Genomic DNA, 23,269 nt, shown 5'->3' with positions numbered 1-23,269 from the left:
ATAATGCCATCAGTGCAATTGGATGGCCGAACTTTTTGATAATTAATGGCAGAGAATAAGAATGATTGTTTATATCTTACGGAAAATATGTACATTCTTGTTGATATTACTGATCCTTGCTCAAATCAGTTTTGCCATTGTTTATTGTCTGCCAGGTACTGCCTTTTATAATTTAACCTTTTTCCACGCTTATTTCACATTTTTCAATGAACTATTATCTGGCACGATTCGTTTGTCGCCACATAGCAGCTTATCTCTGCTTCAGACTTTGAAACAGATTCTGCCAATCACCATTGAATTATGTATTTTTACCATTTTATTCTCATTAATCATTGGAGTACCGCTGGGGATTATCGGTGGACTCAATACCAATAAATGGCAGAATAAAGCATTACAGTCGTTCTGTTTAATTATTGGTGCAAGTCCTTTGGTCTGGATTGCAGTTTTAAGTCTGTTTATTTTCTTCCCGCATCTGCCTAATGAGGGTTCGTTTATTGAACAAACCAACCCAATTACCGGATTTCCGTTAATTGATATTTTATTAACACCGGGGATCGATACAGCTCAGGAGCTCTGGAAAGAGTTTACTTATCTGGTACTACCTGTTGTGATACTTTCTATCCAGCCATGTATTTTGGCTATTCAGCTGCTCAGTCAAAATATTGAAAAGATCGCTAAACAAAACTATATCAAGACGGCGATTATCCGTGAGCAATCACAGCTTAAAATTTTATGGCGCCATTTGTTACCTAATGCTTTACCGCCGGTTATTCCACAATTAACTCATGGCTTTACGATTTTGCTGTTTTCAACCATGGTAGTTGAGATCGTCTTTGACCGTTATGGTTTAGGTAAATGGGTAATGCATGGGTTTGAAACTAAAAATGGCGTAATTATTGCTGTTGCTATTTTAGTCTGTGGTTTACTCATTGGTGCGTTTAATTTATTAAGTGAGATATTTATACTGGTCATACATCCTCTCAGACATAAGGAGTTGTATGATAAATAAATTTTTAGCAGCTATTTACCGGTCTTATTCCGGCTTTAAGAGACATATTCATAATAATCTGTTTTTGATTATCGGATTTTATGGACTGGTGAGCGTTGGTTTCCTCTGCCTGTTATCATTACGCTTTGTCCATGAAATCGGTCCGCTGGGTGAAAAATTCCGTCTGATGTTACCTGCCTGGAATGAGGCCGGTGATGTAAAATACATTTTAGGAACAGATAAAGGTGGATATGATATCTTTATTCAGCTCTTGCTGGCGATGCGTACCACACTGTCAGTAGCACTACAAGTTACCTTAGTCGTGACGATTTTAGGTGGACTATTCAGTTACCTGTTACTCTCTTTTAAATCACTACGTACTTTAATAAAAACCGTATTACGTATAATTTCATCTATTCCGCCGCTACTGATCGCTATTGTTATCGCACTGTTTTGGGGTAATTCATTGTTTAACCTAATGATCGTTATCGGCTTAACCTGTTTACCACGTTTTATTTATAACGTGACTCAGATGGTGTCTAACGAGATGAATAAAACCTATATAACTGTCGCTAAACTGGATGGTTTATCACCCTGGGTTATCTTAAATCATTCAGTGTTACCTAATATCAGAGCAGCTTATCTATCTGAAATTACTGTCTTATTCTCTAATACATTACTTGGTATTACCACACTTTCATATTTACAATTTGGTACAACTTCTCGCTATAATGAGCTGGGTAGTATGATGAAAGAGATGGTCAGTATTATTGATATTAACCCTTGGGCATTTATTGCACCGGGTCTGGCTATTCTTATCGTGATTGTTTTGGTGAACTTTCTCGATTATGGCTTAAATTTATCGCTTTCCCGTAGAGAGTAGTTATGGCTTTATTAGATATTCGCAATTTAACCATCGAGTTTATTACACCAACAGGCTTATTGCGTGCGGTTGATCGCGTCAATATAAAACTCTCCGAAGGTGAAATTTGTAGTCTGGTTGGTGAATCAGGATCTGGTAAAAGTCTGATTGCTAAAGCCATTTTAGGCATCACCAATAGTAACTGGAAAATTACAGCAGACCGCTTTAAATTTGACAACGTTGATCTGTTAAAATTATCCCTGAAACAACGCCGTAAAATTATCAGCCAAAACATTGCTATGATCTTTCAGGAGCCACAGTCCTGTTTAGATCCGTCCATGACTATTGGTGAACAGCTAATTCAGGCAATCCCAAGAAAAACCTTTAAAGGTCGCTGGTGGCAGCGTCTGTTCTGGAAAAAAGATCGCGCCATAGAGTTACTACATCGAGTGGGAATCAAAGAACATACTGAAATTATGCGTTGTTACCCTTATGAGTTGACCGAAGGCGAATGTCAGAAAGTGATGATTGCCATCGCGCTCGCCAATCAGCCAAAACTTTTGATTGCCGATGAACCGACTAATGCTATGGAAGCCACCACCGAGGCACAGATCTTCCGTCTACTGGCAAGTATGAACCAAAACAGTGGTACCACAATTTTACTTATCAGCCATGATTTACAGATGGTAACACGTTGGACTGACCGAATTAATGTGCTCTATTGTGGGCAAATGGTAGAGATTGCTGGTAGTGAAAAGTTGGTTGAAGCACCTTACCACCCATATACTCAGGCTCTTATTCATGCAATCCCTGATTTTGGTAAAGCCATTCCACATAAAAGCCCTCTGAATACTTTACAGGGAGTAATTCCTTCACTGGAAAGCTTGCCAATTGGTTGTCGTTTAGGGCCCCGTTGCCCTTATGCACAACGTAAATGTATCGAAACACCGATGATGACTGACATCAAAGACCGTAGTGTTGCCTGCCATTATCCATTAAATATTGAGGATTAACGATGAGCCCAGTACTAAAAGTCCGTAATCTCTCAAAAACATTTTCGCTCTCCAGAAGTATGTTTAGACATACCGAAATTCAGGCGGTAAAACCGGTGTCTTTTTCTCTCAATGAAGGAAAAACACTGGCAATCATCGGGCAAAATGGTTCAGGCAAGTCAACGCTGGCTAAAATGCTGGTAGGTATGATTGAGCCAACGTCTGGTGAAATTTGGGTAGAGGATAATAAACTGGAATATGGTGATTATCAGACTCGTTGTCAGCTAGTGCGAATGATTTTCCAGAATCCAGATAGCTCATTTGATCCGCGGTTACGTATTGGACAATTGCTGGAAATGCCGTTAAAGCAAAATACTGACTTAGATGCCAATGAACGTGAGAAACTGATTTATGAAGTATTAAAGCAGGTAGGATTATTGCCTGATCATGCACAATACTATCCATCTGTGATGGCCGCCGGTCAAAAGCAACGCGTGGCACTGGCAAGAGCATTGATTTTAAAACCTAAGGTGATTATTGCTGATGAAGCCTTAGCGGCACTGGATATTTCTATGCGTTCACAAATTATTAATCTGATGCTCTCTTTACAGGAAGAACAAAATATCTCTTACGTATATGTCACACAAGACATCGGCATGATGAAGCATATCAGTGATCAAATTCTGGTTATGCAGGATGGTGAAGTGGTTGAAAATGGCAATACCGCTGAAGTACTCGCCTCACCACTCAGTGATGTCACTAAAAAATTAGTCCAAAGTTATTTTGGTGAAGCTTTAACAGCCGACACGTGGCGTAAAGATACCCGCGCATTTTAATTTGATGTGATAACGCGATCACAATTCCTATATAATTCAACAGTTTTACTGTAAAATTGTTGCATTTTCACAATTTATTTCATGTTATACTTTTTCTGTCATTTTCAGCCACTATTACTTCTTTGCCAAATCTTAGTCAGGAGAAATCATTTATGGGTTTTTTAACAGGTAAACGCATCTTAATTACTGGTGTTGCAAGCAATCGTTCCATTGCTTATGGTATCGCTCAGGCGATGCACAGAGAAGGTGCTGAGTTAGCGTTTACTTACCAAAATGATAAATTAAAGTCCCGGGTTGAAGAGTTTGCTGCTGAATTCAATTCAGAATTAACCTTTCCTTGTGATGTTGCCAAAGATGAGAGCATTACTAATCTTTTCAATGCATTGGCTAAAAAGTGGGATAAGTTCGATGGTTTTATTCATGCGATAGCCTATGCACCAGCAGATCAGCTAGATGGTGACTATGTGGATGCGGTAACCCGTGAAGGTTTTGCTATCGCTCATGATATTAGTGCATATAGTTTTGTCGCACTGGCAAAGGCGTGTCGCTCAATGTTAAATCCGGGAGCCGGTCTGATTACCCTCACCTATTTAGGCGCAGAGCGAGCGATTCCCAATTATAATGTGATGGGACTGGCAAAAGCCTCTTTAGAAGCTAATGTTCGGTATATGGCAAATGCACTGGGCCCACAGGGCATCCGGGTGAATGCTGTTTCTGCTGGTCCAATTCGTACCCTTGCCGCTTCAGGCATTAAAGACTTTAAAAAGATGTTAGCTCACTGTGAAGCAGTAACACCAATTCGTCGTACAGTCACTATTGAAGATGTTGGTAATGTTGCTGCCTTTTTAACATCAAATCTGGCGGCCGGTATAACAGGTGAAATTGTACATGTTGATGGTGGCTTTAATATTGCTGCTATGAGTGAACTGGATCTTGATTAATTGATCTTTTTCAATTATCTCAGTGAGTAATAATTAAATAAGGTCACTTTTTAGTGAAAGTGACTTAAATCAAAATTTTTCGTCTGTTTTTTAAACAAAATTAAAATTTCTCATTGATCATTAGATTAATTATGTAGAAAATTGATCCTTGTAGCATGTGCTATCTAAATAAAGGTAACCACCTGACTTATGGAATGGATCATGGATCCAACAATCTGGGCGGGCTTAGCAACACTTGTTGTACTAGAGATCGTACTCGGGATTGATAATCTTGTCTTTATAGCCATTCTGGCGGAAAAACTCCCTAAAGAAAAAAGTGATAAAGCGCGCGTCGTGGGGCTGAGTCTTGCTCTTATCATGCGTATCTTATTGCTGCTTGTCACCGGATGGCTGGTCACGCTAAAAACACCGCTATTTTCTGTGTTTGATATGTCCTTCAGTGGACGACAATTAATCATGCTTGCAGGTGGTCTGTTCTTGTTATTTAAAGCCACAATGGAATTGAATGAGCGCTTAGAGGGTAAATCCCATGATAACAATAAGCAAAAGAAAACAGCTCATTTCTGGACAGTTGTTGCCCAAATCGTAGTCCTTGATGCGGTATTTTCACTTGATGCGGTAATTACAGCAGTCGGCATGGTTGAACATATTCCGGTGATGATCGCTGCTGTGTGTATTGCCATGACACTAATGATTTTGGCCAGCAAGCCATTAACTCAGTTCGTGAATGAACATCCAACGATTGTTATTTTATGTTTAAGCTTTTTATTAATGATCGGTTTTAGTCTTGTTGCAGAAGGCTTTAATTTCTATATTCCAAAAGGGTATTTATATGCTGCTATTGGTTTCTCAATTTTAATTGAGATGTTTAATCAGGTTGCCAGTTTTAATCGTCGTCGATTCTTAACATCAAGTAAACCTCTGCGCCAGCGTACTGCTGATGCTATTTTACATATGCTAAGAGGTGATGTTGAAGACGAAGAGCTCGACAGTAAAACAGCAGATATGATCGCTGACTCCGGTAAAAAAGATGCTGTTTTCAACCAACAAGAATTAAGCATGATTGAACGTGTACTTGGACTCGCTCAGCGTTCAGTCAGTAGTATTATGACGTCTCGTCACGATATCGATCAAATCAACCTTGATGATAGCCGGGAAGATATTTTACAAGCACTGAATGACAACCAGCACACCCGTCTGATCATAACAGATAATAGTGCCGGTGATGAACCTATTGGTATCATCTATGTCAATGATTTGCTAAAACAGTTGTTATTAGATAAAGAAGTCCATAATATTCGATCACTAATAAAGCAGCCGTTAATCTTCCCTGAGACGGTTTCATTACTGGTTGCTTTGGAACAATTTCGTAGTGCAAAAACTCACTTTGCTTTTGTGGTGGATGAATTTGGCTCAACACAAGGTATTGTTTCCGTTACAGATGTTATGGAAACTATCGCCGGCGAACTTCCGACTGAAGATGAAGAAGTCGATGCCCGTCATGATATTCAATATCAGGGGGATAATAGCTGGCTGGCTAACGGATATATACCACTGGAAGAATTAGTTCGTTATATCAATATTCCGCTTGATGATAAACGTGAATATCACACTCTGGCAGGACTTTTGATGGAAAAAACTCAAAGTATTCCAACGGTTGGTGAAGAAATTAAGATTTCACCCTATATATTTGAGATCATGGAGATTGATAGCCATCGAATTGTAAAAGTGAAAATTACATCTGCAATTTAATGCCCTGAATTAGCCTAAAAATTAATTAAGAAAATTAAAATTGCGCAAGCAAGATGACATAAAATAGGCTAAACTGCTAATTCCAATTTAATTATCTAATCAGGAAGACATTCTATTATGCATGATACTGGTCCTCTAATTTCCGCAATCATCGGTGGTATTGTATTAGCCGCGTTACTCGGTTTATTGGCTAATCGCTTGAAGATCTCACCGTTAGTGGGTTATTTGATTGCAGGGATTATTTGTGGTCCAGCTACACCTGGTTATGTTGCTGACTCAGCGGTTATTAGTCAGTTAGCTGAAATCGGTGTTATCTTACTAATGTTTGCCGTTGGTCTGCACTTCTCACTGAAAGATCTTCTCTCGGTAAAAAATATCGCCATCCCCGGTGCTGTCGCTCAGATCACCGTCGCAACATTAATGGGTATGGGACTTGCTGCTGCACTGGGTTGGTCAATGGTCACCGGACTCGTATTTGGTTTAAGTCTGTCAACTGCAAGTACTGTTGTGCTACTTCGAGCCCTTGAAGAGAGAGATTTAATTGAAAGTACCCGTGGTAGAATTGCAATAGGTTGGTTAATTGTTGAAGATCTGGCGATGGTTCTTACGTTAGTCCTTCTACCTGCTGTTGTAACAACCATGAATAGCGATAATGCCAACGTCGTAGATATTCTGATTGAAGTCTCTAAAACAGTTGGTTTAGTTATCTTATTCATCATTTTCATGATTATCGTCGGACGTCGCGTCATTCCATGGGTTTTGGCGAAAAGTGCCAGTACCGGTTCAGACGAGCTATTCACACTTACTGTTTTGGGCATTGCTCTTGGTATTGCTTTAGCTGCAGTACAATTATTTGGTGCCTCTTTTGCTCTCGGTGCATTCTTCGCAGGAATGGCATTAACAGAATCAGAGCTGAGCCAGCGTGCAGCTAATAATATTTTGCCATTAAAAGATGCGTTTGCGGTTCTGTTCTTCGTATCTGTAGGTATGTTATTTGATCCAGAAATTCTAATTTCTAATCCAATTGCAACAGTCGTTACTGTCATTATTATCATATTTGGTAAATCTATTGCAGCCTATGTTTTAGTTCGTCTGTTTGGGCACTCTAAACGTACCGCTTTTACTATTTCAGCCAGCCTTGCTCAAATTGGTGAGTTTGCCTACATTCTGGCTGCATTGGGTATCGCTTTAAATGTCTTCCCGTCAGAAGCTCACAGTTTAATTCTGGCAGGTTCGATTATCTCAATCGTGCTTAATCCATTTATTTTCAACTTAGTCGAACGCTACCTGAACAAAACTGAAAATATCGTTGATAAAATCATCGACCCGGTGGCTATTGTGAATCAGCAGGTTCCGGAAGAGCTCACTGACCACGCGATTATTGTTGGTCATGGTCGTTTAGGTAGTACGATTGCAATGCAGTTACAAGAACGCAATATTCCATTTGTGGTAGTTGATACTTCATTAGCCTTAGTTGAAAAACTACGTAATGAAGATATGATTGCTGTCTTTGGTAATGCAGGTAAGCTGGAAACTCTTGAACTGGCTCATTTAGATCGGGCTCGTTGGTTAATTATTTCTACACCAAATGGTTATGAAGCCGGTGAGATCTGCTTCTTGGCCAGAGAAGCTCGTCCGGATCTGGAAATCTATGTTCGTGCATTCTATGACGATGAGATTGAGTATATCTCTGAACGTGGAGCAACACAGGTCATTACCGGTGAGAAAGAGATCTCTGCCCATATTTTAAGACTACTTCATTTAGATCCTGCTGAACCAGTCATTGTACCGGTCAAGCCAGAAAAAGAAGTGATTGATATACCAGAGGAATCTAACTTACCAGAAGGAAATGGTAGTCCGATTTAAGAAGTACTTGACCTAAAATAATAACTGTAAATAATAACAAACAGATCAACTTAATAAATTTAGCTCATAAAGGAGTTAATATGACTAACATTGAATTACAAGCATTACGTCGTCTCTTTATGTTAAAAGTAGCAGAAGCTGCTCGTTATATTGGTGATACTTCCACAGAACAGTGGCATGAGTGGGAGAAAGGTACTTCAACTATTCCGGCAGAAGTTATTCTTAAAATGCAGAATCTACGCAAAGAGCGTAAAGAAAAAGTTGCCCGTATTATTGAAGATATTAATGACCGTATTGGTAACAGTACGATTAAATACTTCATGACGTTTGAAGAGTTTCAGAAAATAAATCCTTCTTTGGATATTGTTCACTGGCGTTTACATCAGTCGATTGCCACAGAACTTTACTTCCGTGGTTTAGAGAAGCTTTGCTAAAGAAAGGCAAAAAGTATGTTAGTAAGGCGTATTTTAAATACGCCTTTTTATTAACAATATAGAATCAGCAACTGAATTCCCTTGGTTTCCAATCAATCTTTCTTTGAATTAGTCCGCACTAACGAAAATATATCCCCAGTAAACATTTAAATTTAGCTCATCTTTCGTTATATTAGTCAGTCTTGAATTTATTCCTTAACTTGTTAATCCATTCAGGCTGTCTTTATGAACGCACAAAAATCGTCGTTATTTGAAAAACTGTTTAAAGTAAAAGAAAAAGGTTCATCAGTAGGTACCGAAGTTATTGCTGGTTGTACTACCTTTTTAACCATGGTTTACATTATCTTCGTTAACCCAAGTATCTTATCTGCTGCTGGTATGGATCCGCAGGCGGTGTTTGTGATGACCTGTCTGGTTTCAGCTTTCGCCTGTATCTTAATGGGTCTTGCTGCTAATCTTCCTATCGCCCTTGCTCCTGCTATGGGACTCAATGCCTTCTTTGCTTATGGTGTTGTTATCTCTATGGGTTACTCATGGGAAGTCGGTATGGGGGCTATTTTCTGGGGTTCAGTTCACTTGGCTTCTTTATCCTGGCACTATTTAAAGTACGCCACTGGTTAATTGCAAATATTCCACAATGTTTACGTGCTGGTATTAGTAGTGGTATCGGGTTATTTATTGCCTTTATGGGTTTCCAAAATATGGGGCTTGTTGTCAGTTCACCGGCCACTATGCTAACTATGGGAAATCTACTGTCGATTAATGTAGTATTAGGCGCTCTTGGTTTCTTTATTATTGTGATTTTAGCATCACGTAATTTCCATGCAGCTGTTTTGGTAGCTATCTTAGTCGTGACTATTTTAGCGCTTATTTTTGACCCAAATGTGGTTTATACAGGTTTAATTTCAACACCGCCAGATATTTCATCGGTTGTCGGTAAAGTTGATTTAGCCGGCTCACTGAATATTGGACTAGCCGGAATTATCTTCTCATTTATGATCGTAAGTCTGTTTGACTCATCAGGAACGATTTTAGCCGTGACGGATAAAGCAGGTTTAGCTGATAGTCAGGGGCGTTTCCCTAAAATGCGTCAGGCATTATTAGTTGATAGTTTTAGCTCAACACTCGGTGGCTTATTTGGCACATCGTCAGTGCTTGCTTATATTGAGAGCTCTGCTGGTGTTTCCGTGGGTGGCCGTACAGGTTTAACCGCAATTGTGGTTGGTTTACTTTTCTTAGTAGTTATCTTCCTGTCTCCAATTGCTCAGGTTGTGCCACATTACGCAACTTCCGGAGCCCTGATTTATGTTGGTATCCTGATGGTATCAAGCCTGACCAAAATTAAGTGGAATGACTTAACTGAAGCAACTCCTGCATTTATTACCGCTTTGATGATGCCATTTGGTTTTGCTATTACTGAAGGTGTAGCACTTGGTTTTATCTCTTACGCAGTACTTAAAATCTGTACCGGTCGTTTCAAAGAAGTGAACTTATGTGTAGTTGGTGTAGCAACGCTATTTATTCTGAAATTTATCATTTTAGGCCACTAATTTAGTTCAATTCACTTTAAAAGTACAAAAAAGCGGTTAATACAATTAACCGCTTTTTTATTATCTAAACTTGATACTTTTATAAACGCTAACCTTATTTGCTCTTAATCAGATAAATAATAACAGCTGATAATTATATATTTTCCAGCTCCGGAATCATTTTACCTGTTTTTATCGCTAAAAATTCTAGTGTAGCTTTAGGGCTGCGATTAATGACTCGATCGGTTGGGAAATCTACTGTTTTAATAAGCTCAAGTGCATGATCAAAATTCCCAACAGTATAAGCCACGTGAGAATCAGAGCCCAGTGCAATCACTCCACCACAATCCTTAACTGCCTGAGCAACCTGACGGCAATTATCATCACTCCCTTTACGAGAGATAAAAGATGAATTATTGATCTCCAGCGCCACATTATGCTCTTTAGCTGCGCGCGCCACTTCCATAATATGAATAGGATATTTAGGATTACCCGGGTGGCTGATAATATTTACTTTAGGATTTTTAATAGTTGCAATCATCGCCTCAGTATTTTTATCAATATCCATTGGCGCTAAAGCAGGCTCATGGAAGCCGGCAATAACAATATCAAGTCCGTCATACATATTATCATCGCAGTCAATCTCACCATTCAGACTCAAAATATTAGATTCGATCCCTCTTAAAACGGCAACACCGTCAATAATTCTGGGAATAATTCTAAGGTTGATAAAATGCCAACGATGGGGACTATCACCAAGCGCAGTTCCGTGGTCAGTAATAGCGATCAGTTTTAAACCTTTATTTTTAGCTACCTGAACATATTCCTGAATCGTACTATACGCATGAGTACTGGCAATGGTATGCATATGGAGATCGACAAAATATTGCATTTATTATCCTCTATCTAAATCAGCTGACACTCCGTTTATCCATTAAACCTGCTTAAGTTATTTTAGGCATGAATAATTACAGAATTGTTTTACCAGTTTAGAACTTACTGAAATATGTGAATTTATTGTCACTACAGTGATACTTATCAAATAGAAGATCTCTGATCTGACTCTTTATAAACACATCGGGTGTTATTTTTATCTTATTTAAGCATCAGTAAATCATTAAATTGACTGATAATTTTGTACTCATTAGTGTAACAGCCACAAAAAAGAGTTCAACTACGATTTTTATAAAAGTATCGTACTTCTACAAATCTGATAACACCTTCTGTTTACATCCCCAAATAACATAAGAATCAATTTTGATACATTAGACAACTTTCCCGCTTTAAGTATCAAAAATGATTCCACAACACATTGAATAATATAAATTTTATTCATCTTGTTGTGATTATGATCACCGCTAAATGATATTGGTTGAGGTATCATGGCGCAAATCTTATAACTGATAAATTTTTCCTATTATCAGCGCTTATATTGATTGACTAATTATATTAACCAATGGTTCAAATTTAAAAAGGAGATTGTGAGCATGAATACAACAACTAGTATAAAAACAGCTCTCAAAAATGATACATCGACGACAGATTTAAAAAAATGGTGTTATTCTGATACGCTTTGGATGTTAAGTTTATATGGTACTGCAATTGGTGCTGGCGTACTATTTTTACCTATTAACGCCGGTGCTGGTGGTTTAATCCCTCTCATTGTTATGGCGATTTTAGCCTTTCCAATGACGTTTTATGCGCACCGTGCATTAGCCCGCTTTGTTCTGGCAGGCAAAGATCCTAATGGTGATATAACCGTTGTTGCTACTGAATTTTTTGGTATCAGCATTGGCCGCTTAATTACTTTATTATACTTCTTTGCTATTTACCCGATATTACTGGTATATAGCGTAGGTATTACCAATACAGTTGAAAGCTTTATTGTCCACCAGATGGGGATGACAGCACCACCAAGAATGTTCTTATCATTTATTCTAATTGCTCTGCTCATGACCATTGTTCATTTTGGTGAAGGATTGATTGTGAGAGTCATGTCAGTACTAGTTTTTCCATTTGTCGGTGTACTCATGTTATTAGCGTTATATTTAATCCCACAATGGAACGGTGCTTTATTTGAGAATATCTCTTTCTCTGTATCTGATTTTAGTTTATGGCACACTTTATGGCTGGCAATTCCAGTCATGGTTTTCTCATTTAACCATTCACCAATTATCTCATCGCTTGCTGTAGCAAAACGTAAAGAGTACGGAGATAAACTGGTAGATAAGAAATGTTCACAGATTATTGCCGCCAGTAATATCATGATGGTAATTACCGTAATGTTCTTCGTATTTAGTTGTGCATTAACTCTTTCACCAGCTCAGCTTGCTGAAGCAAAAGCACAAAATATTTCTATTCTTTCTTATCTGGCTAATGCGTTAAATTCACCAGTTATTGCTTATCTAGCACCATTTATTGCTTTTGTTGCTATTTCAAAATCATTCTTAGGCCACTATTTAGGTGCAAAAGAAGGTTTTAATAGCTTAGTTGCCGAAGCATATACAAAACGCAATAAACATATTGATAGTAAAAAACTTGATCGTATTACCATGGCATTCATGTTTATTACTGCCTGGATTATTGCCACATTAAATCCAAGTATTCTTGGCATGATTGAAGCTTTGGGTGGTCCTGTTATTGCAATGATACTTTTCATCATGCCGATGTACGCTATTCACAAAGTACCTGCCCTTAAGCAATATCGAGGAAAAATCAGTAATATTTTTGTAGTTATCATGGGGTTAATTGCAATCTCTGCCGTTATTTATAATTTAGTTAGCTAAATTTTAGACAACCATTAACTAAATAATAAAACCATTTCTAGAGGTGATAAAAAATGGACTCGGTATTTAACATATTTAAAATTGGCATTGGTCCATCCAGTTCACATACTGTTGGACCAATGAAAGCGGCAAAACAATTTATTGATGAAGTTATTGCATCTGAGCAGATTGATATTGTGACTCGTTTAACCGCAGATGTTTATGGTTCCTTATCATTAACTGGTAAAGGACATCAGACAGATATCGCAATTATTATGGGGCTGGCGGGTAACCAGCCCGATACCATTGATATCGATATAATCCCAGGCTTTATGCTAGATGTTGCTACGCAGGGTAAGTTATCTATTTATAACGATCGTTATATCGTCGACTTTCCTTTAGCGGATAGTATGAGATTTCATTCTAAATTTTTACCAAAGCATGAAAATGGTATGACCCTTTCAGCTTATAGTGGTGATCATTTAGTTTCCCAAAAAACTTACTATTCTGTGGGTGGTGGCAAAATAGTTGAAGACAAAGATTTTGGCAAAAAAGAAAGCAGCAATGTCAGCGTGCCCTTTCCTTTTGCATCAGCAAAAAAATTGCTTGAACATTGTCATCAGCACTCCCTGTCCATTTCCAGCATTATGATGAAAAATGAGCTGGCGACACACTCTTATGATGAGATTGTGGCTTATTTTACTCGTGTTGGTGAAGTCATGCAGGAGGGAATTCTACGCGGTATCAGTACTGAAGGTTTACTACCAGGTTTACTTAAAGTACCAAGACGTGCTTCTTCGATTAATCGTCAACTGGTCTCGCGCGATAAAATCTCTAACGACCCGATGATTAGTCTGGATTGGGTAAATATGTTTGCAATGGCGGTCAGTGAAGAAAACGCAGCTGGCGGTCGTGTCGTGACAGCTCCGACCAATGGCGCATGTGGTGTGATTCCTGCCGTCCTTGCTTACTACGATCATTTTGTTAAACCTTTAACACCAGATGTTTATACACGCTTTTTCTTAACATCTGGTGCAGTCGGCTTATTGTATCAAATGAATGCATCAATTTCTGGTGCAGAAGTCGGCTGTCAGGGTGAAGTTGGTGTTGCTTGCTCAATGGCTGCTGCGGGTCTGGCCGAATTACTTGGGGGTAATCCGGAACAAGTATGTATGGCAGCTGAAGTTGGCATGGAACACAATCTGGGCTTAACATGTGACCCGGTCGGTGGACAAGTACAAGTACCTTGTATTGAACGTAATGCTATCGCAGCTGTTAAAGCAATAAACTCAGCCAGAATAGCATTACGACGAACTACAGCTGCACGTGTCTCTCTTGATGATGTGATTGCAACAATGTATGAAACAGGTAAAGATATGAACGCCAAGTATCGTGAAACATCGCAAGGCGGACTTGCGATTCGCGTTATCCCGTGTGAATAGTAACTTGATATAAATAGTAATTCTGGTAAGTAATTAGCTACATATAATTACTGGCTAATTACTTACTACTTCCAACGCATCACGTGTGGTGCAGCTGCTGCTGCATCATAATGATTTAATAATAACACATCCTCTTTTGCGGTCGATTCAACACTACGTACACGTCTGCGAGCTGCCTGTTGAGTGTTTTTATTCAGAGTCGGCTCACTATGTGCCAGAATATGATTTAGTTGATCCAGTTCATCCAGCCCTTTAAGCACTGAAATAAGTGTTGTTAAAGTAATCGACTCACCTAACTCAATGCGTTTAATTGTCGCAATACCAACTCTTGCTCGTTCAGCCAAATCAAATTGAGACAGGTTTTTAGCGATACGAGCATATTTAATGCGACGGCATAACATAGCAATAATATTGTCATTATAATCCATTAGTAACCTTTCCTAGTTATATTAATTAAATCTACTCATTAACAGTAAAACAAACATAAATATAAAGATCAACACAGTACCACATTAATACCCTTTACCTAAATCAACTAAACCTTCATAAACTTGTTCCCCTCTTTCTAAACGTCTGAGGCGCTGAACCAGTTGTGGTATTGCTTCTGCTGGTCTGGTGATCGCTGAAATATGTGGTGTTATTGTTACTGTCGGGTGCTGCCAGAAAGGGTGTTCCTCCGGTAAAGGTTCCTTAACAAAGACATCCAGTGTTGCTGCTTTTACCTGCTTACTATTGAGCGCTGAAATTAAATCGTCATCAATTAAATGTTTGCCACGGGCAATATTAATCAGGTAAGCTCCCTGCGCTAATTGAGAAAAAAGAGTTTTGTTTAAAACTCCCTGAGTTTGTGGTGTACTTGGTAACAAATTAATAATTAACTTCGTTCCTTTCAAGAAATCAGATAATTGTGATTCACTATAGCACTTTACATTCGCAATATTTTTTGGAGAACGGCTCCAGCCTTTTACTGTAAACCCTAAAGACGCTAATCTTTCTGCTACTTTAGAACCCAATACACCTAGCCCCATCACCCCGATCACAAACTCCTGATAAGTATAAGGTTCTAAATATTGCCAACGTCCTTGTTGCTGAAGTTGTTGATATTCATCCAGACGACGGAAATAACGCATAACCGCTGCAATGCTATACTCTTCCATCTGCTCTATCATTCCGGCATCTTGTAAACGATACAAAGGCACTTCGTTCGGAATTAAATCTGGCGTCTCTCTGAGCTGATCTAAGATGGCATCAACCCCTGCTCCAAGTGCAAACACGGCTTTTAAGTCTTTACGAGATGCCAGCATTTCATAGGTTGGTTTCCAGACAAAAGCATAATCAGCTGGTGGATTTTCTCCTTTTTGATAGACATGAAATGTTGCTTCAGGGAGTTGTTGTTTTAAAGGAATGAGCCAGTCATCCGGATTAAAGAATGGGTGGTGAAAAAGAATATCCATGATATCACCTTGCAATTTAATTATGATTTAAACACTGTGTAACTTAAATAACTACACTTTTGTCCATTCTATCGTTTATAATTTAGCATGCAACAGTCTAAAGTCAGATTCAGCACAATTCTTTACAAAGGCTAATTGATTTACTGTTTTTATTATTTTTTTGCAATTATTAACGCATGAAAATCACCTTCAACACTTGACAAATCCCCCCTTCGGAACTAGAATCTTGCGACCCCAAAACTATATCTACGTGGTTTTGGTGGGGTCTATTACGTATCTAAAAGCAGCAAAAATGAAAATTTTTGCAATTAAATCAGGAGCTTATTAATGGCAACAATTAATCAGCTGGTACGCAAACCTCGAGCTATGAAACCTGCAAAAAGCAACGTTCCAGCTCTAGAAGCTTGCCCGCAAAAACGAGGTGTATGTACTCGTGTTTACACGACTACACCTAAAAAACCAAACTCAGCATTACGTAAAGTATGCCGTGTGCGTTTAACTAATGGTTTTGAAGTATCTTCATACATTGGTGGTGAAGGCCACAACCTTCAGGAGCACTCAGTTATTCTTATTCGTGGTGGTCGTGTTAAAGACTTACCAGGTGTTCGTTACCATACTGTTCGTGGCGCGCTTGACTGTGCGGGTGTAAAAGACCGTAAACAAGCTCGTTCTAAATACGGTGTGAAGAGACCTAAATCTTAATGGTTCTCCGTTAAGTAAGGCCAAACTTTTTTTATTCCAAACAACTCATTGAGTTTTGGGTAACCTGAAAATATAAAATTAAACGGAGTATTACATGCCACGTCGTCATGTCGCCGGTCAAAGAAAAATTCTTCCAGATCCTAAGTTCGGATCAGAGTTACTGGCTAAATTTGTAAATATTTTAATGGTAGATGGTAAGAAATCTGTTGCGGAATCTATCGTCTACTCAGCACTTGATACGCTTGCAGAGCGTTCAGGCAAAAGTCACTTAGAAGCTTTTGAAATTGCTTTAGATAACGTAAGACCTACTGTAGAAGTTAAGTCTCGTCGTGTTGGTGGTTCTACATACCAAGTTCCAGTAGAAGTACGTCCAGTTCGTCGTAATGCTCTTGGCATGCGTTGGATTGTTGATGCTGCTCGTAAACGCGGCGATAAATCAATGGCATTACGCCTTGCAAATGAACTTTCAGATGCAGCTGAAAACAAAGGTTCAGCAGTGAAAAAACGTGAAGATGTTCATCGTATGGCCGAAGCTAATAGGGCGTTCGCTCATTATCGTTGGTAATTTTACCAATGGGTTATGGGTTGTGTTACAACGCATAGCCCATATATTAGTAAACGATAAGATATATTTGAGATTAAACGACCTAGTACTTAGAGGATTAAAATGGCTCGTACAACCCCCATTGAGCGTTACCGTAATATCGGTATCAGTGCTCACATCGACGCAGGTAAAACAACAACAACAGAACGTATTCTGTTTTATACCGGCGTAAGTCACAAAATTGGTGAAGTCCATGACGGTGCTGCAACAATGGACTGGATGGAACAAGAACAAGAACGTGGTATCACAATTACCTCTGCTGCAACGACTGCATTCTGGTCTGGTATGGGTAAACAATTTGAACCACATCGTATTAATGTTATCGATACCCCGGGACACGTTGACTTCACAATCGAAGTAGAACGTTCTATGCGTGTTCTTGACGGTGCGGTAATGGTTTACTGTGCGGTTGGTGGTGTTCAACCACAATCAGAAACAGTATGGCGTCAGGCTAACAAATATAAAGTTCCTCGTATTGCGTTCATTAACAAAATGGACCGTATGGGTGCAAACTTCTTACGTGTTGTTGATCAAATCAAAACTCGTTTAGCTGCTACTCCTGTTCCATTAGTTCTTCCAATCGGTGCTGAAGAGAAATTCACCGGTGTTGTTGACTTATTAAAAATGAAAGCCATCAACTGGAATGAAGAAGATCAGGGTACAACATTTACTTATGAAGATGTTCCTGCAGATATGCTTGAGCAAGCTAAAGAATGGCAACAATATGCATTTGAAGCTGCTGCTGAAGCGTCTGAAGAGTTAATGGAAAAATACCTAAATGGTGAAGAGTTAACAGAAGATGAAGTAACGTTAGCATTACGTAAACGTGTACTAAATAATGAAATCATTCTGGTAACTTGTGGTAGTGCCTTTAAAAATAAAGGTGTTCAATTCATGCTTGATGCAGTAATTGAATATTTACCAGCGCCAACGGATATTCCTGCCATTAACGGTGAATTACCAAATGGTGAACCAGCAGAGCGTCATGCAAGCGACGATGAGCCGTTCTCAGCGTTAGCATTTAAAATTGCAACTGACCCGTTTGTTGGTAACTTAACATTCTTCCGTGTTTACTCTGGTTTTGTTAACTCTGGTGACAGCGTTTTCAACTCAGTAAAAGAGAAGAGAGAGCGTTTAGGCCGTATCGTACAGATGCATGCTAATAAACGTGAAGAAATTAAAGAAGTTCGTGCTGGCGATATCGCTGCTGCGATCGGTCTTAAAGATGTAACTACAGGTGATACACTGTGTGCTGAAAATGCACCAATCATTCTTGAAAGAATGGAATTCCCTGAGCCGGTTATCTCTGTTGCTGTAGAACCTAAAACTAAAGCTGACCAGGAAAAAATGGGTATTGCTTTAGGTCGTTTAGCACAAGAAGATCCATCGTTCCGTGTATCTACAGACGAAGAGTCAGGTCAAACGATCATCGCAGGTATGGGTGAGTTACACTTAGACGTACTTGTTGACCGTATGCGTCGTGAGTTCAAAGTTGAAGCGAACATCGGTAAACCACAAGTTGCTTACCGTGAAACTATCAGAAACAAAGTTGAGCAAGAAGGTAAATTTGTTCGTCAGTCTGGTGGTCGTGGTCAATTTGGTCATGTATGGTTACGTATTGAGCCGCTTGAAGCTGGTGGTAAAGGTTACGAATTCCTTAACGAAATCGTTGGTGGTGTGGTTCCTAAAGAATTCATCCCAGCAGTTGATAAAGGTGTTCAGGAACAACTTAAAAACGGTGTTCTTGCAGGCTACCCTGTTGTTGACGTACGCGTTGCGCTTTATGATGGTTCTTACCATGATGTCGACTCCTCAGAAATGGCGTTTAAAATTGCCGGTTCTATGGCGTTTAAAGAAGGCTTCATGAAAGCAAAACCTGTTTTACTTGAACCAATCATGAAAGTTGAAGTTGAAACGCCTGAAGACTACATGGGTGACGTAATTGGTGACTTAAACCGTCGTCGCGGAATGATCGAAGGTATGGAAGACACATCAACAGGTAAAACTGTGCGTGCTCAAGTTCCATTATCTGAAATGTTTGGTTATGCAACTGACTTACGTTCACAAACGCAAGGACGTGCTTCATATTCAATGGAATTCTTGAAATATAACGAAGCACCAAGCAACGTTGCAACTGCAATTATTGAAGCGCGTAAAGCGAAATAATTTAATTTAATCTCTTCTCCGATGCGGAGAAGAGAAATTTAATCAAGGAACATTAGAAAATGTCTAAAGAAAAATTTGAACGTAAAAAACCCCACGTTAACGTCGGTACAATCGGCCACGTTGACCATGGTAAAACAACTTTAACAGCAGCAATTACGACAGTACTTGCTAAAAAATACGGCGGTAGCGCACGTGCATTTGACCAAATCGATAATGCACCGGAAGAAAAAGCACGTGGTATTACCATCAATACTTCACACGTAGAATACGATACACCAACTCGCCACTACGCACACGTAGACTGCCCGGGGCATGCTGACTATGTTAAAAACATGATCACTGGTGCGGCACAAATGGACGGCGCGATTCTTGTAGTAGCAGCGACAGATGGTCCTATGCCACAAACGCGTGAGCACATCCTGTTAGGTCGTCAGGTGGGTGTTCCTTACATCATCGTATTCCTGAACAAATGTGACATGGTAGATGATGAAGAGTTACTGGAATTAGTTGAAATGGAAGTGCGTGAGCTTCTGTCTCAATACGATTTCCCGGGTGATGATACACCGGTGGTACGTGGTTCAGCGCTACAGGCGTTAAACGGCGTGGCAGAGTGGGAAGACAAGATTGTTGAATTAGCAGGCCACTTAGACTCTTATATTCCAGAGCCAGAGCGTGCGATTGATAAACCATTCCTGCTTCCAATTGAAGACGTGTTCTCAATTTCAGGTCGTGGTACAGTGGTAACAGGCCGTGTTGAACGTGGTATCATCAAAGTGGGTGAAGAAGTTGAAATCGTGGGTATCAAACCAACGGTGAAAACAACCTGTACAGGTGTTGAGATGTTCCGTAAACTGCTTGACGAAGGTCGTGCGGGTGAGAACGTGGGTGTGTTACTGCGTGGTACAAAACGTGAAGAAATCGAACGTGGTCAGGTACTGGCTAAACCGGGTTCAATCAAGCCACATACTGATTTTGAATCAGAAGTGTATATCCTGAGCAAAGAAGAAGGTGGTCGTCATACGCCATTCTTTAAAGGTTACCGTCCACAGTTCTACTTCCGTACAACAGACGTAACAGGTACTATCGAATTACCGGAAGGTGTAGAGATGGTAATGCCGGGTGATAACATCAAGATGGTAGTATCACTGATTCACCCAATCGCGATGGACGAAGGTTTACGTTTCGCAATTCGTGAAGGTGGTCGTACAGTAGGTGCGGGCGTTGTTGCTAAGATCATCAAATAATTGATTGATTTATAGTTGATATATAAGGGAAGGGTATCAAAAGATGCCCTTTCTTATCTCAGTTAGTGAAGTTTATTGTACAAAGTACCTTTATTGTTTTGTTTGCCCTGAATATCAGGTAGAATAGACGCATTTTGTAGAATAGGTTTTATCCGATTGAATACTAATATAGGTTTTTTATGCGCGTAAATAGTGAAAATCAAGAAGCGAGTCCAGTACTTGATAAGCTGAAATGGGTCGTTGCCCTTGTTTTATTAGTTGGGATGATTTGGGGTAATTTTTACTTCTCTGAGCCAAATCCAATTTATTTAGCAAGTCCGCTTGTCAGAATCATTGCGATGATTGTTATTGCAATATTGGCTTTAGTCTTGGTACTGACAACTGCCAGAGGAAAAGCGACGTTATCGTTCGCCAGAGAATCTCGCACTGAGTTACGTAAGGTTGTATGGCCAACTCGTAAAGAAGCCATGCAAACAACGCTACTGATTGCAGTTATCACTGTTATTGCATCACTATTCTTATGGGGATTAGACAGTTTAATTATTCGTTTAATCTCTTTTGTAACAATGCTAGGGCACTAATATGAGTGAAACACAAAAAAAACGTTGGTATGTGATTCAGGCGTATTCAGGTTATGAAGCACGTGTAGCACAATCTCTACGTGAATATATTAAACTTCATAATATGGAAGATGCTTTTGGTGACGTTTTAGTACCTACTGAAGAAGTCGTTGAGATGAAAGGTGGCCAGCGTCGTAAAAGTGAAAGAAAATTCTTCCCTGGCTATGTGCTGGTAGAGATGGAAATGAATGATGCGACTTGGCATCTGGTGAAAAGTGTACCAAGAACAATGGGCTTCATTGGTGGTACATCCGATCGTCCTGCACCAATCAGTCAACGTGAAGTTGATGCGATTATGAATCGTCTGCAACAAGTTGGTGATAAGCCGCGTCCTAAAACACTATTTGAGCCGGGCGAAATGGTTCGTGTTACTGAAGGTCCATTTGCAGACTTTAACGGTGTAGTTGAAGAAGTTGACTATGAGAAAAGCCGCTTAAAAGTGTCTGTTTCAATCTTTGGTCGCTCTACACCTGTTGAACTTGATTTTAGCCAGGTTGAAAAGAGTTAATTTCAGTAAGAATTTAAATAATAAAAAACCGAGCTTCTGGCTCGGTTTTTTTATGTCCGGATTATACTTAGTTTAATCTAAGTGTTGGACGAACTGAACGATATACTCGACCAGCCATCATTAAACGACCCGTTTTAATATTACCGTACAGGGCTGCCTGATGCATACGATATAGCATACGATAGATCATATGTGCCGGAGTACCACGTACAATCATTGAAGATGAACCAACAGTTGTCACGCTACCTTGTGCTGTATGAGCTAACGAGATGATTGTACCTTTATCTTTATATTTAAAATTAGATAATGGTAATTCATTTAAATGTGCCATCACATTTTTTGCACAGATACTTGCCATTTGGTGTGCAGCCTGAGCAGTAGGAGGAGTAAAACCACCAGCAGGTTTAGGACTTGATGCACAGTCACCAATAACAAAAATATCGTCATCACGCGTTGTTTGTAGTGTTGATTTAACAACTAATTGATTAGAACGACTGGTTTCAAGACCGGCAATATCTTTTAAGAAGTCAGGCGCTTTAACACCCGCAGCCCAAATCATGATATCAGCTTTGATTACATCGCCTTCTTTTGGATAGAAACCATCATGGTCAGCTTTAGTAATCATTGTCTTGGTTAAGACTTTAGCGCCGAACTCTTCAAGTTGCTCTTTAATGCTTTGAGAGAGTTTTTCAGAAAGTACCGGAATAATACGATCCGCAGCTTCAATCAATGTCACATTAAGTGTTTTAGGACTGATTTTGTCAAAACCATAAGATTTTAATTTTTCAGCCATTGTGAATAGTTCTGAAGTAAGTTCGATACCCGTTGCACCACCGCCAACGATAGCGATATTGATCTTATCGCTCTTAGTTGTTTCCGGACTCGCTGAAAACTTAAAGAAAGTATCAAGCATAATTTGGCGTAAGCGTTTCGCTTGTACCTGATCATCAAGTAAAATACAGTGATCTTTAACACCAGGTGTCCCGAAGTCATTTGATGTACTACCGATTGCCATTACAAGTACATCATAGCTTAATTCTGTAGCAGGAAAGATCTCTTCACCGGCAGGGTTTTTTACGCCAGCAACTTTGATCTTTTTGTTTTCACGATCAATATCCAGTAGTGCACCTTGCTTGAATTTGAAATGATTACGTTTACCATGCGCAAGGTAATTGACCTCATCCATTTGATCATCAAGTACGCCTGTTGCGATTTCATGTAATAAAGGTTTCCATAAATGAGATGGATTTTTATCAACAAGAATCACTTCTGCTCGATTTTTTTTACCTAATTTATTGCCTAATTGTGTGGCAAGTTCCAAGCCACCGGCTCCGCCGCCAACGATCACGATTTTTTTCATAGTTAAATATCTCATGTATTTCAAATTAGATATATCATACTAAATTAGTAGGACTTTATCTAATCTATTTCATTGTTTCTATCTATGAATGAAATCAATTAATCCTTAGAGCACTTTATATCACAAGAGATCTAGTATTCTTGGTGTAATTTATATATGCTATATGACTGAAGATAAATTCTTTCGTCTGGTTGATCAAAACCG

19 protein-coding genes and 2 pseudogenes are annotated in these 23,269 nt (G+C 39.3%); 17 read left to right on the top strand and 4 right to left on the bottom strand.

The window, feature by feature from the left end:
• Positions 1-61 precede the first annotated feature (61 nt).
• The 9 genes and pseudogenes from IPMB12_RS03595 (at position 62) to IPMB12_RS03555 (ending at position 10,221) form a co-directional block, all read left to right on the top strand.
• Positions 62-1,009 (top strand): ABC transporter permease subunit, encoded by a 948-nt coding sequence (locus tag IPMB12_RS03595; protein ID WP_166915028.1) that lies wholly within the window; start codon positions 62-64, stop codon positions 1,007-1,009.
• Entirely contained in the window at positions 999-1,871 is an 873-nt protein-coding gene (locus IPMB12_RS03590; RefSeq protein WP_166915026.1) for an ABC transporter permease subunit, read from the top strand. Before IPMB12_RS03595 ends, IPMB12_RS03590 begins: the two co-directional genes overlap by 11 nt.
• A gap of 2 nt (positions 1,872-1,873) precedes the next feature.
• Complete coding sequence (locus IPMB12_RS03585) at positions 1,874-2,863, top strand: peptide ABC transporter ATP-binding protein (RefSeq protein WP_166915024.1); 990 nt, start codon at positions 1,874-1,876, stop codon at positions 2,861-2,863.
• 2 nt (positions 2,864-2,865) lie between these two features.
• Positions 2,866-3,678: a peptide ABC transporter ATP-binding protein gene (locus tag IPMB12_RS03580; protein ID WP_166915022.1), complete on the top strand. Its 813-nt coding sequence runs from the start codon at positions 2,866-2,868 to the stop codon at positions 3,676-3,678.
• Between the two features lie 152 nt (positions 3,679-3,830).
• The gene (gene fabI, locus IPMB12_RS03575) at positions 3,831-4,619 is read left to right on the top strand and encodes an enoyl-ACP reductase FabI (RefSeq protein WP_166915019.1); all 789 of its coding nucleotides are present in this window, start codon (positions 3,831-3,833) and stop codon (positions 4,617-4,619) included.
• A 189-nt stretch (positions 4,620-4,808) separates the two neighbouring features.
• Positions 4,809-6,371: a TerC family protein gene (locus IPMB12_RS03570; RefSeq protein ID WP_166915017.1), complete on the top strand. Its 1,563-nt coding sequence runs from the start codon at positions 4,809-4,811 to the stop codon at positions 6,369-6,371.
• Between the two features lie 117 nt (positions 6,372-6,488).
• Positions 6,489-8,156, top strand: a pseudogene (gene ybaL, locus IPMB12_RS03565) (YbaL family putative K(+) efflux transporter); the annotation flags it as partial.
• Between the two features lie 161 nt (positions 8,157-8,317).
• Positions 8,318-8,671: an Aca2/YdiL-like domain-containing protein gene (locus tag IPMB12_RS03560; protein ID WP_166915013.1), complete on the top strand. Its 354-nt coding sequence runs from the start codon at positions 8,318-8,320 to the stop codon at positions 8,669-8,671.
• Positions 8,672-8,896: 225 nt separating this feature from the next.
• Positions 8,897-10,221: pseudogene (locus IPMB12_RS03555) on the top strand (NCS2 family permease).
• Positions 10,222-10,354: 133 nt separating this feature from the next.
• Here IPMB12_RS03555 and IPMB12_RS03550 read toward each other — a convergent pair.
• Positions 10,355-11,092 carry a phosphatase gene (locus IPMB12_RS03550; RefSeq protein WP_166915011.1) on the bottom strand — a complete coding sequence of 246 codons (738 nt, stop codon included), beginning with the start codon at positions 11,090-11,092 and terminating at the stop codon, positions 10,355-10,357.
• 595 nt (positions 11,093-11,687) lie between these two features.
• On the opposite strand from IPMB12_RS03550, the gene IPMB12_RS03545 reads away from it, so the two are divergent.
• Positions 11,688-12,986 carry a serine/threonine transporter gene (locus IPMB12_RS03545; protein WP_166915009.1) on the top strand — a complete coding sequence of 433 codons (1,299 nt, stop codon included), beginning with the start codon at positions 11,688-11,690 and terminating at the stop codon, positions 12,984-12,986.
• A 53-nt stretch (positions 12,987-13,039) separates the two neighbouring features.
• Complete coding sequence (locus tag IPMB12_RS03540; protein ID WP_166915007.1) at positions 13,040-14,407, top strand: L-serine ammonia-lyase; 1,368 nt, start codon at positions 13,040-13,042, stop codon at positions 14,405-14,407.
• A gap of 65 nt (positions 14,408-14,472) precedes the next feature.
• On the opposite strand, the gene IPMB12_RS03535 is transcribed toward IPMB12_RS03540, so the two are convergent.
• Positions 14,473-14,835: a helix-turn-helix domain-containing protein gene (locus tag IPMB12_RS03535; protein WP_166915005.1), complete on the bottom strand. Its 363-nt coding sequence runs from the start codon at positions 14,833-14,835 to the stop codon at positions 14,473-14,475.
• A gap of 84 nt (positions 14,836-14,919) precedes the next feature.
• Positions 14,920-15,861 carry a 2-hydroxyacid dehydrogenase gene (locus tag IPMB12_RS03530; RefSeq protein WP_166915003.1) on the bottom strand — a complete coding sequence of 314 codons (942 nt, stop codon included), beginning with the start codon at positions 15,859-15,861 and terminating at the stop codon, positions 14,920-14,922.
• Positions 15,862-16,188: 327 nt separating this feature from the next.
• On the opposite strand from IPMB12_RS03530, the gene rpsL reads away from it, so the two are divergent.
• The 6 genes from rpsL to nusG all read left to right on the top strand — a co-directional run bounded on the left by rpsL (position 16,189) and on the right by nusG (position 21,705).
• A complete protein-coding gene (gene rpsL, locus IPMB12_RS03525; RefSeq protein WP_166915001.1) occupies positions 16,189-16,563 on the top strand; it encodes a 30S ribosomal protein S12 in 375 nt (124 codons plus the stop codon).
• Positions 16,564-16,657: 94 nt separating this feature from the next.
• Positions 16,658-17,128, top strand: coding sequence for a 30S ribosomal protein S7 (gene rpsG / locus IPMB12_RS03520; RefSeq protein WP_166914999.1), 471 nt, complete (start codon positions 16,658-16,660; stop codon positions 17,126-17,128).
• 102 nt (positions 17,129-17,230) lie between these two features.
• Complete coding sequence (gene fusA, locus IPMB12_RS03515; protein ID WP_166914997.1) at positions 17,231-19,333, top strand: elongation factor G; 2,103 nt, start codon at positions 17,231-17,233, stop codon at positions 19,331-19,333.
• A gap of 59 nt (positions 19,334-19,392) precedes the next feature.
• Positions 19,393-20,577 (top strand): elongation factor Tu, encoded by a 1,185-nt coding sequence (gene tuf / locus IPMB12_RS03510; RefSeq protein ID WP_166914980.1) that lies wholly within the window; start codon positions 19,393-19,395, stop codon positions 20,575-20,577.
• A gap of 179 nt (positions 20,578-20,756) precedes the next feature.
• A complete protein-coding gene (gene secE, locus IPMB12_RS03505) occupies positions 20,757-21,158 on the top strand; it encodes a preprotein translocase subunit SecE (RefSeq protein WP_166914995.1) in 402 nt (133 codons plus the stop codon).
• A gap of 1 nt (position 21,159) precedes the next feature.
• Positions 21,160-21,705, top strand: a complete 546-nt coding sequence (nusG, locus tag IPMB12_RS03500; protein ID WP_166914993.1) for a transcription termination/antitermination protein NusG — start codon at positions 21,160-21,162, stop codon at positions 21,703-21,705.
• Positions 21,706-21,772: 67 nt separating this feature from the next.
• Here nusG and IPMB12_RS03495 read toward each other — a convergent pair whose 3' ends face one another.
• A complete protein-coding gene (locus tag IPMB12_RS03495; protein ID WP_166914991.1) occupies positions 21,773-23,080 on the bottom strand; it encodes an NAD(P)/FAD-dependent oxidoreductase in 1,308 nt (435 codons plus the stop codon).
• Positions 23,081-23,269 lie beyond the last annotated feature (189 nt).

Source organism: Zophobihabitans entericus, assembly GCF_011745665.1.
Lineage (GTDB): Bacteria > Pseudomonadota > Gammaproteobacteria > Enterobacterales > Orbaceae > Zophobihabitans > Zophobihabitans entericus.
Note: the sequence above shows the minus strand (reverse complement) of the source record. Positions and strands in the feature narration are given on the sequence as shown.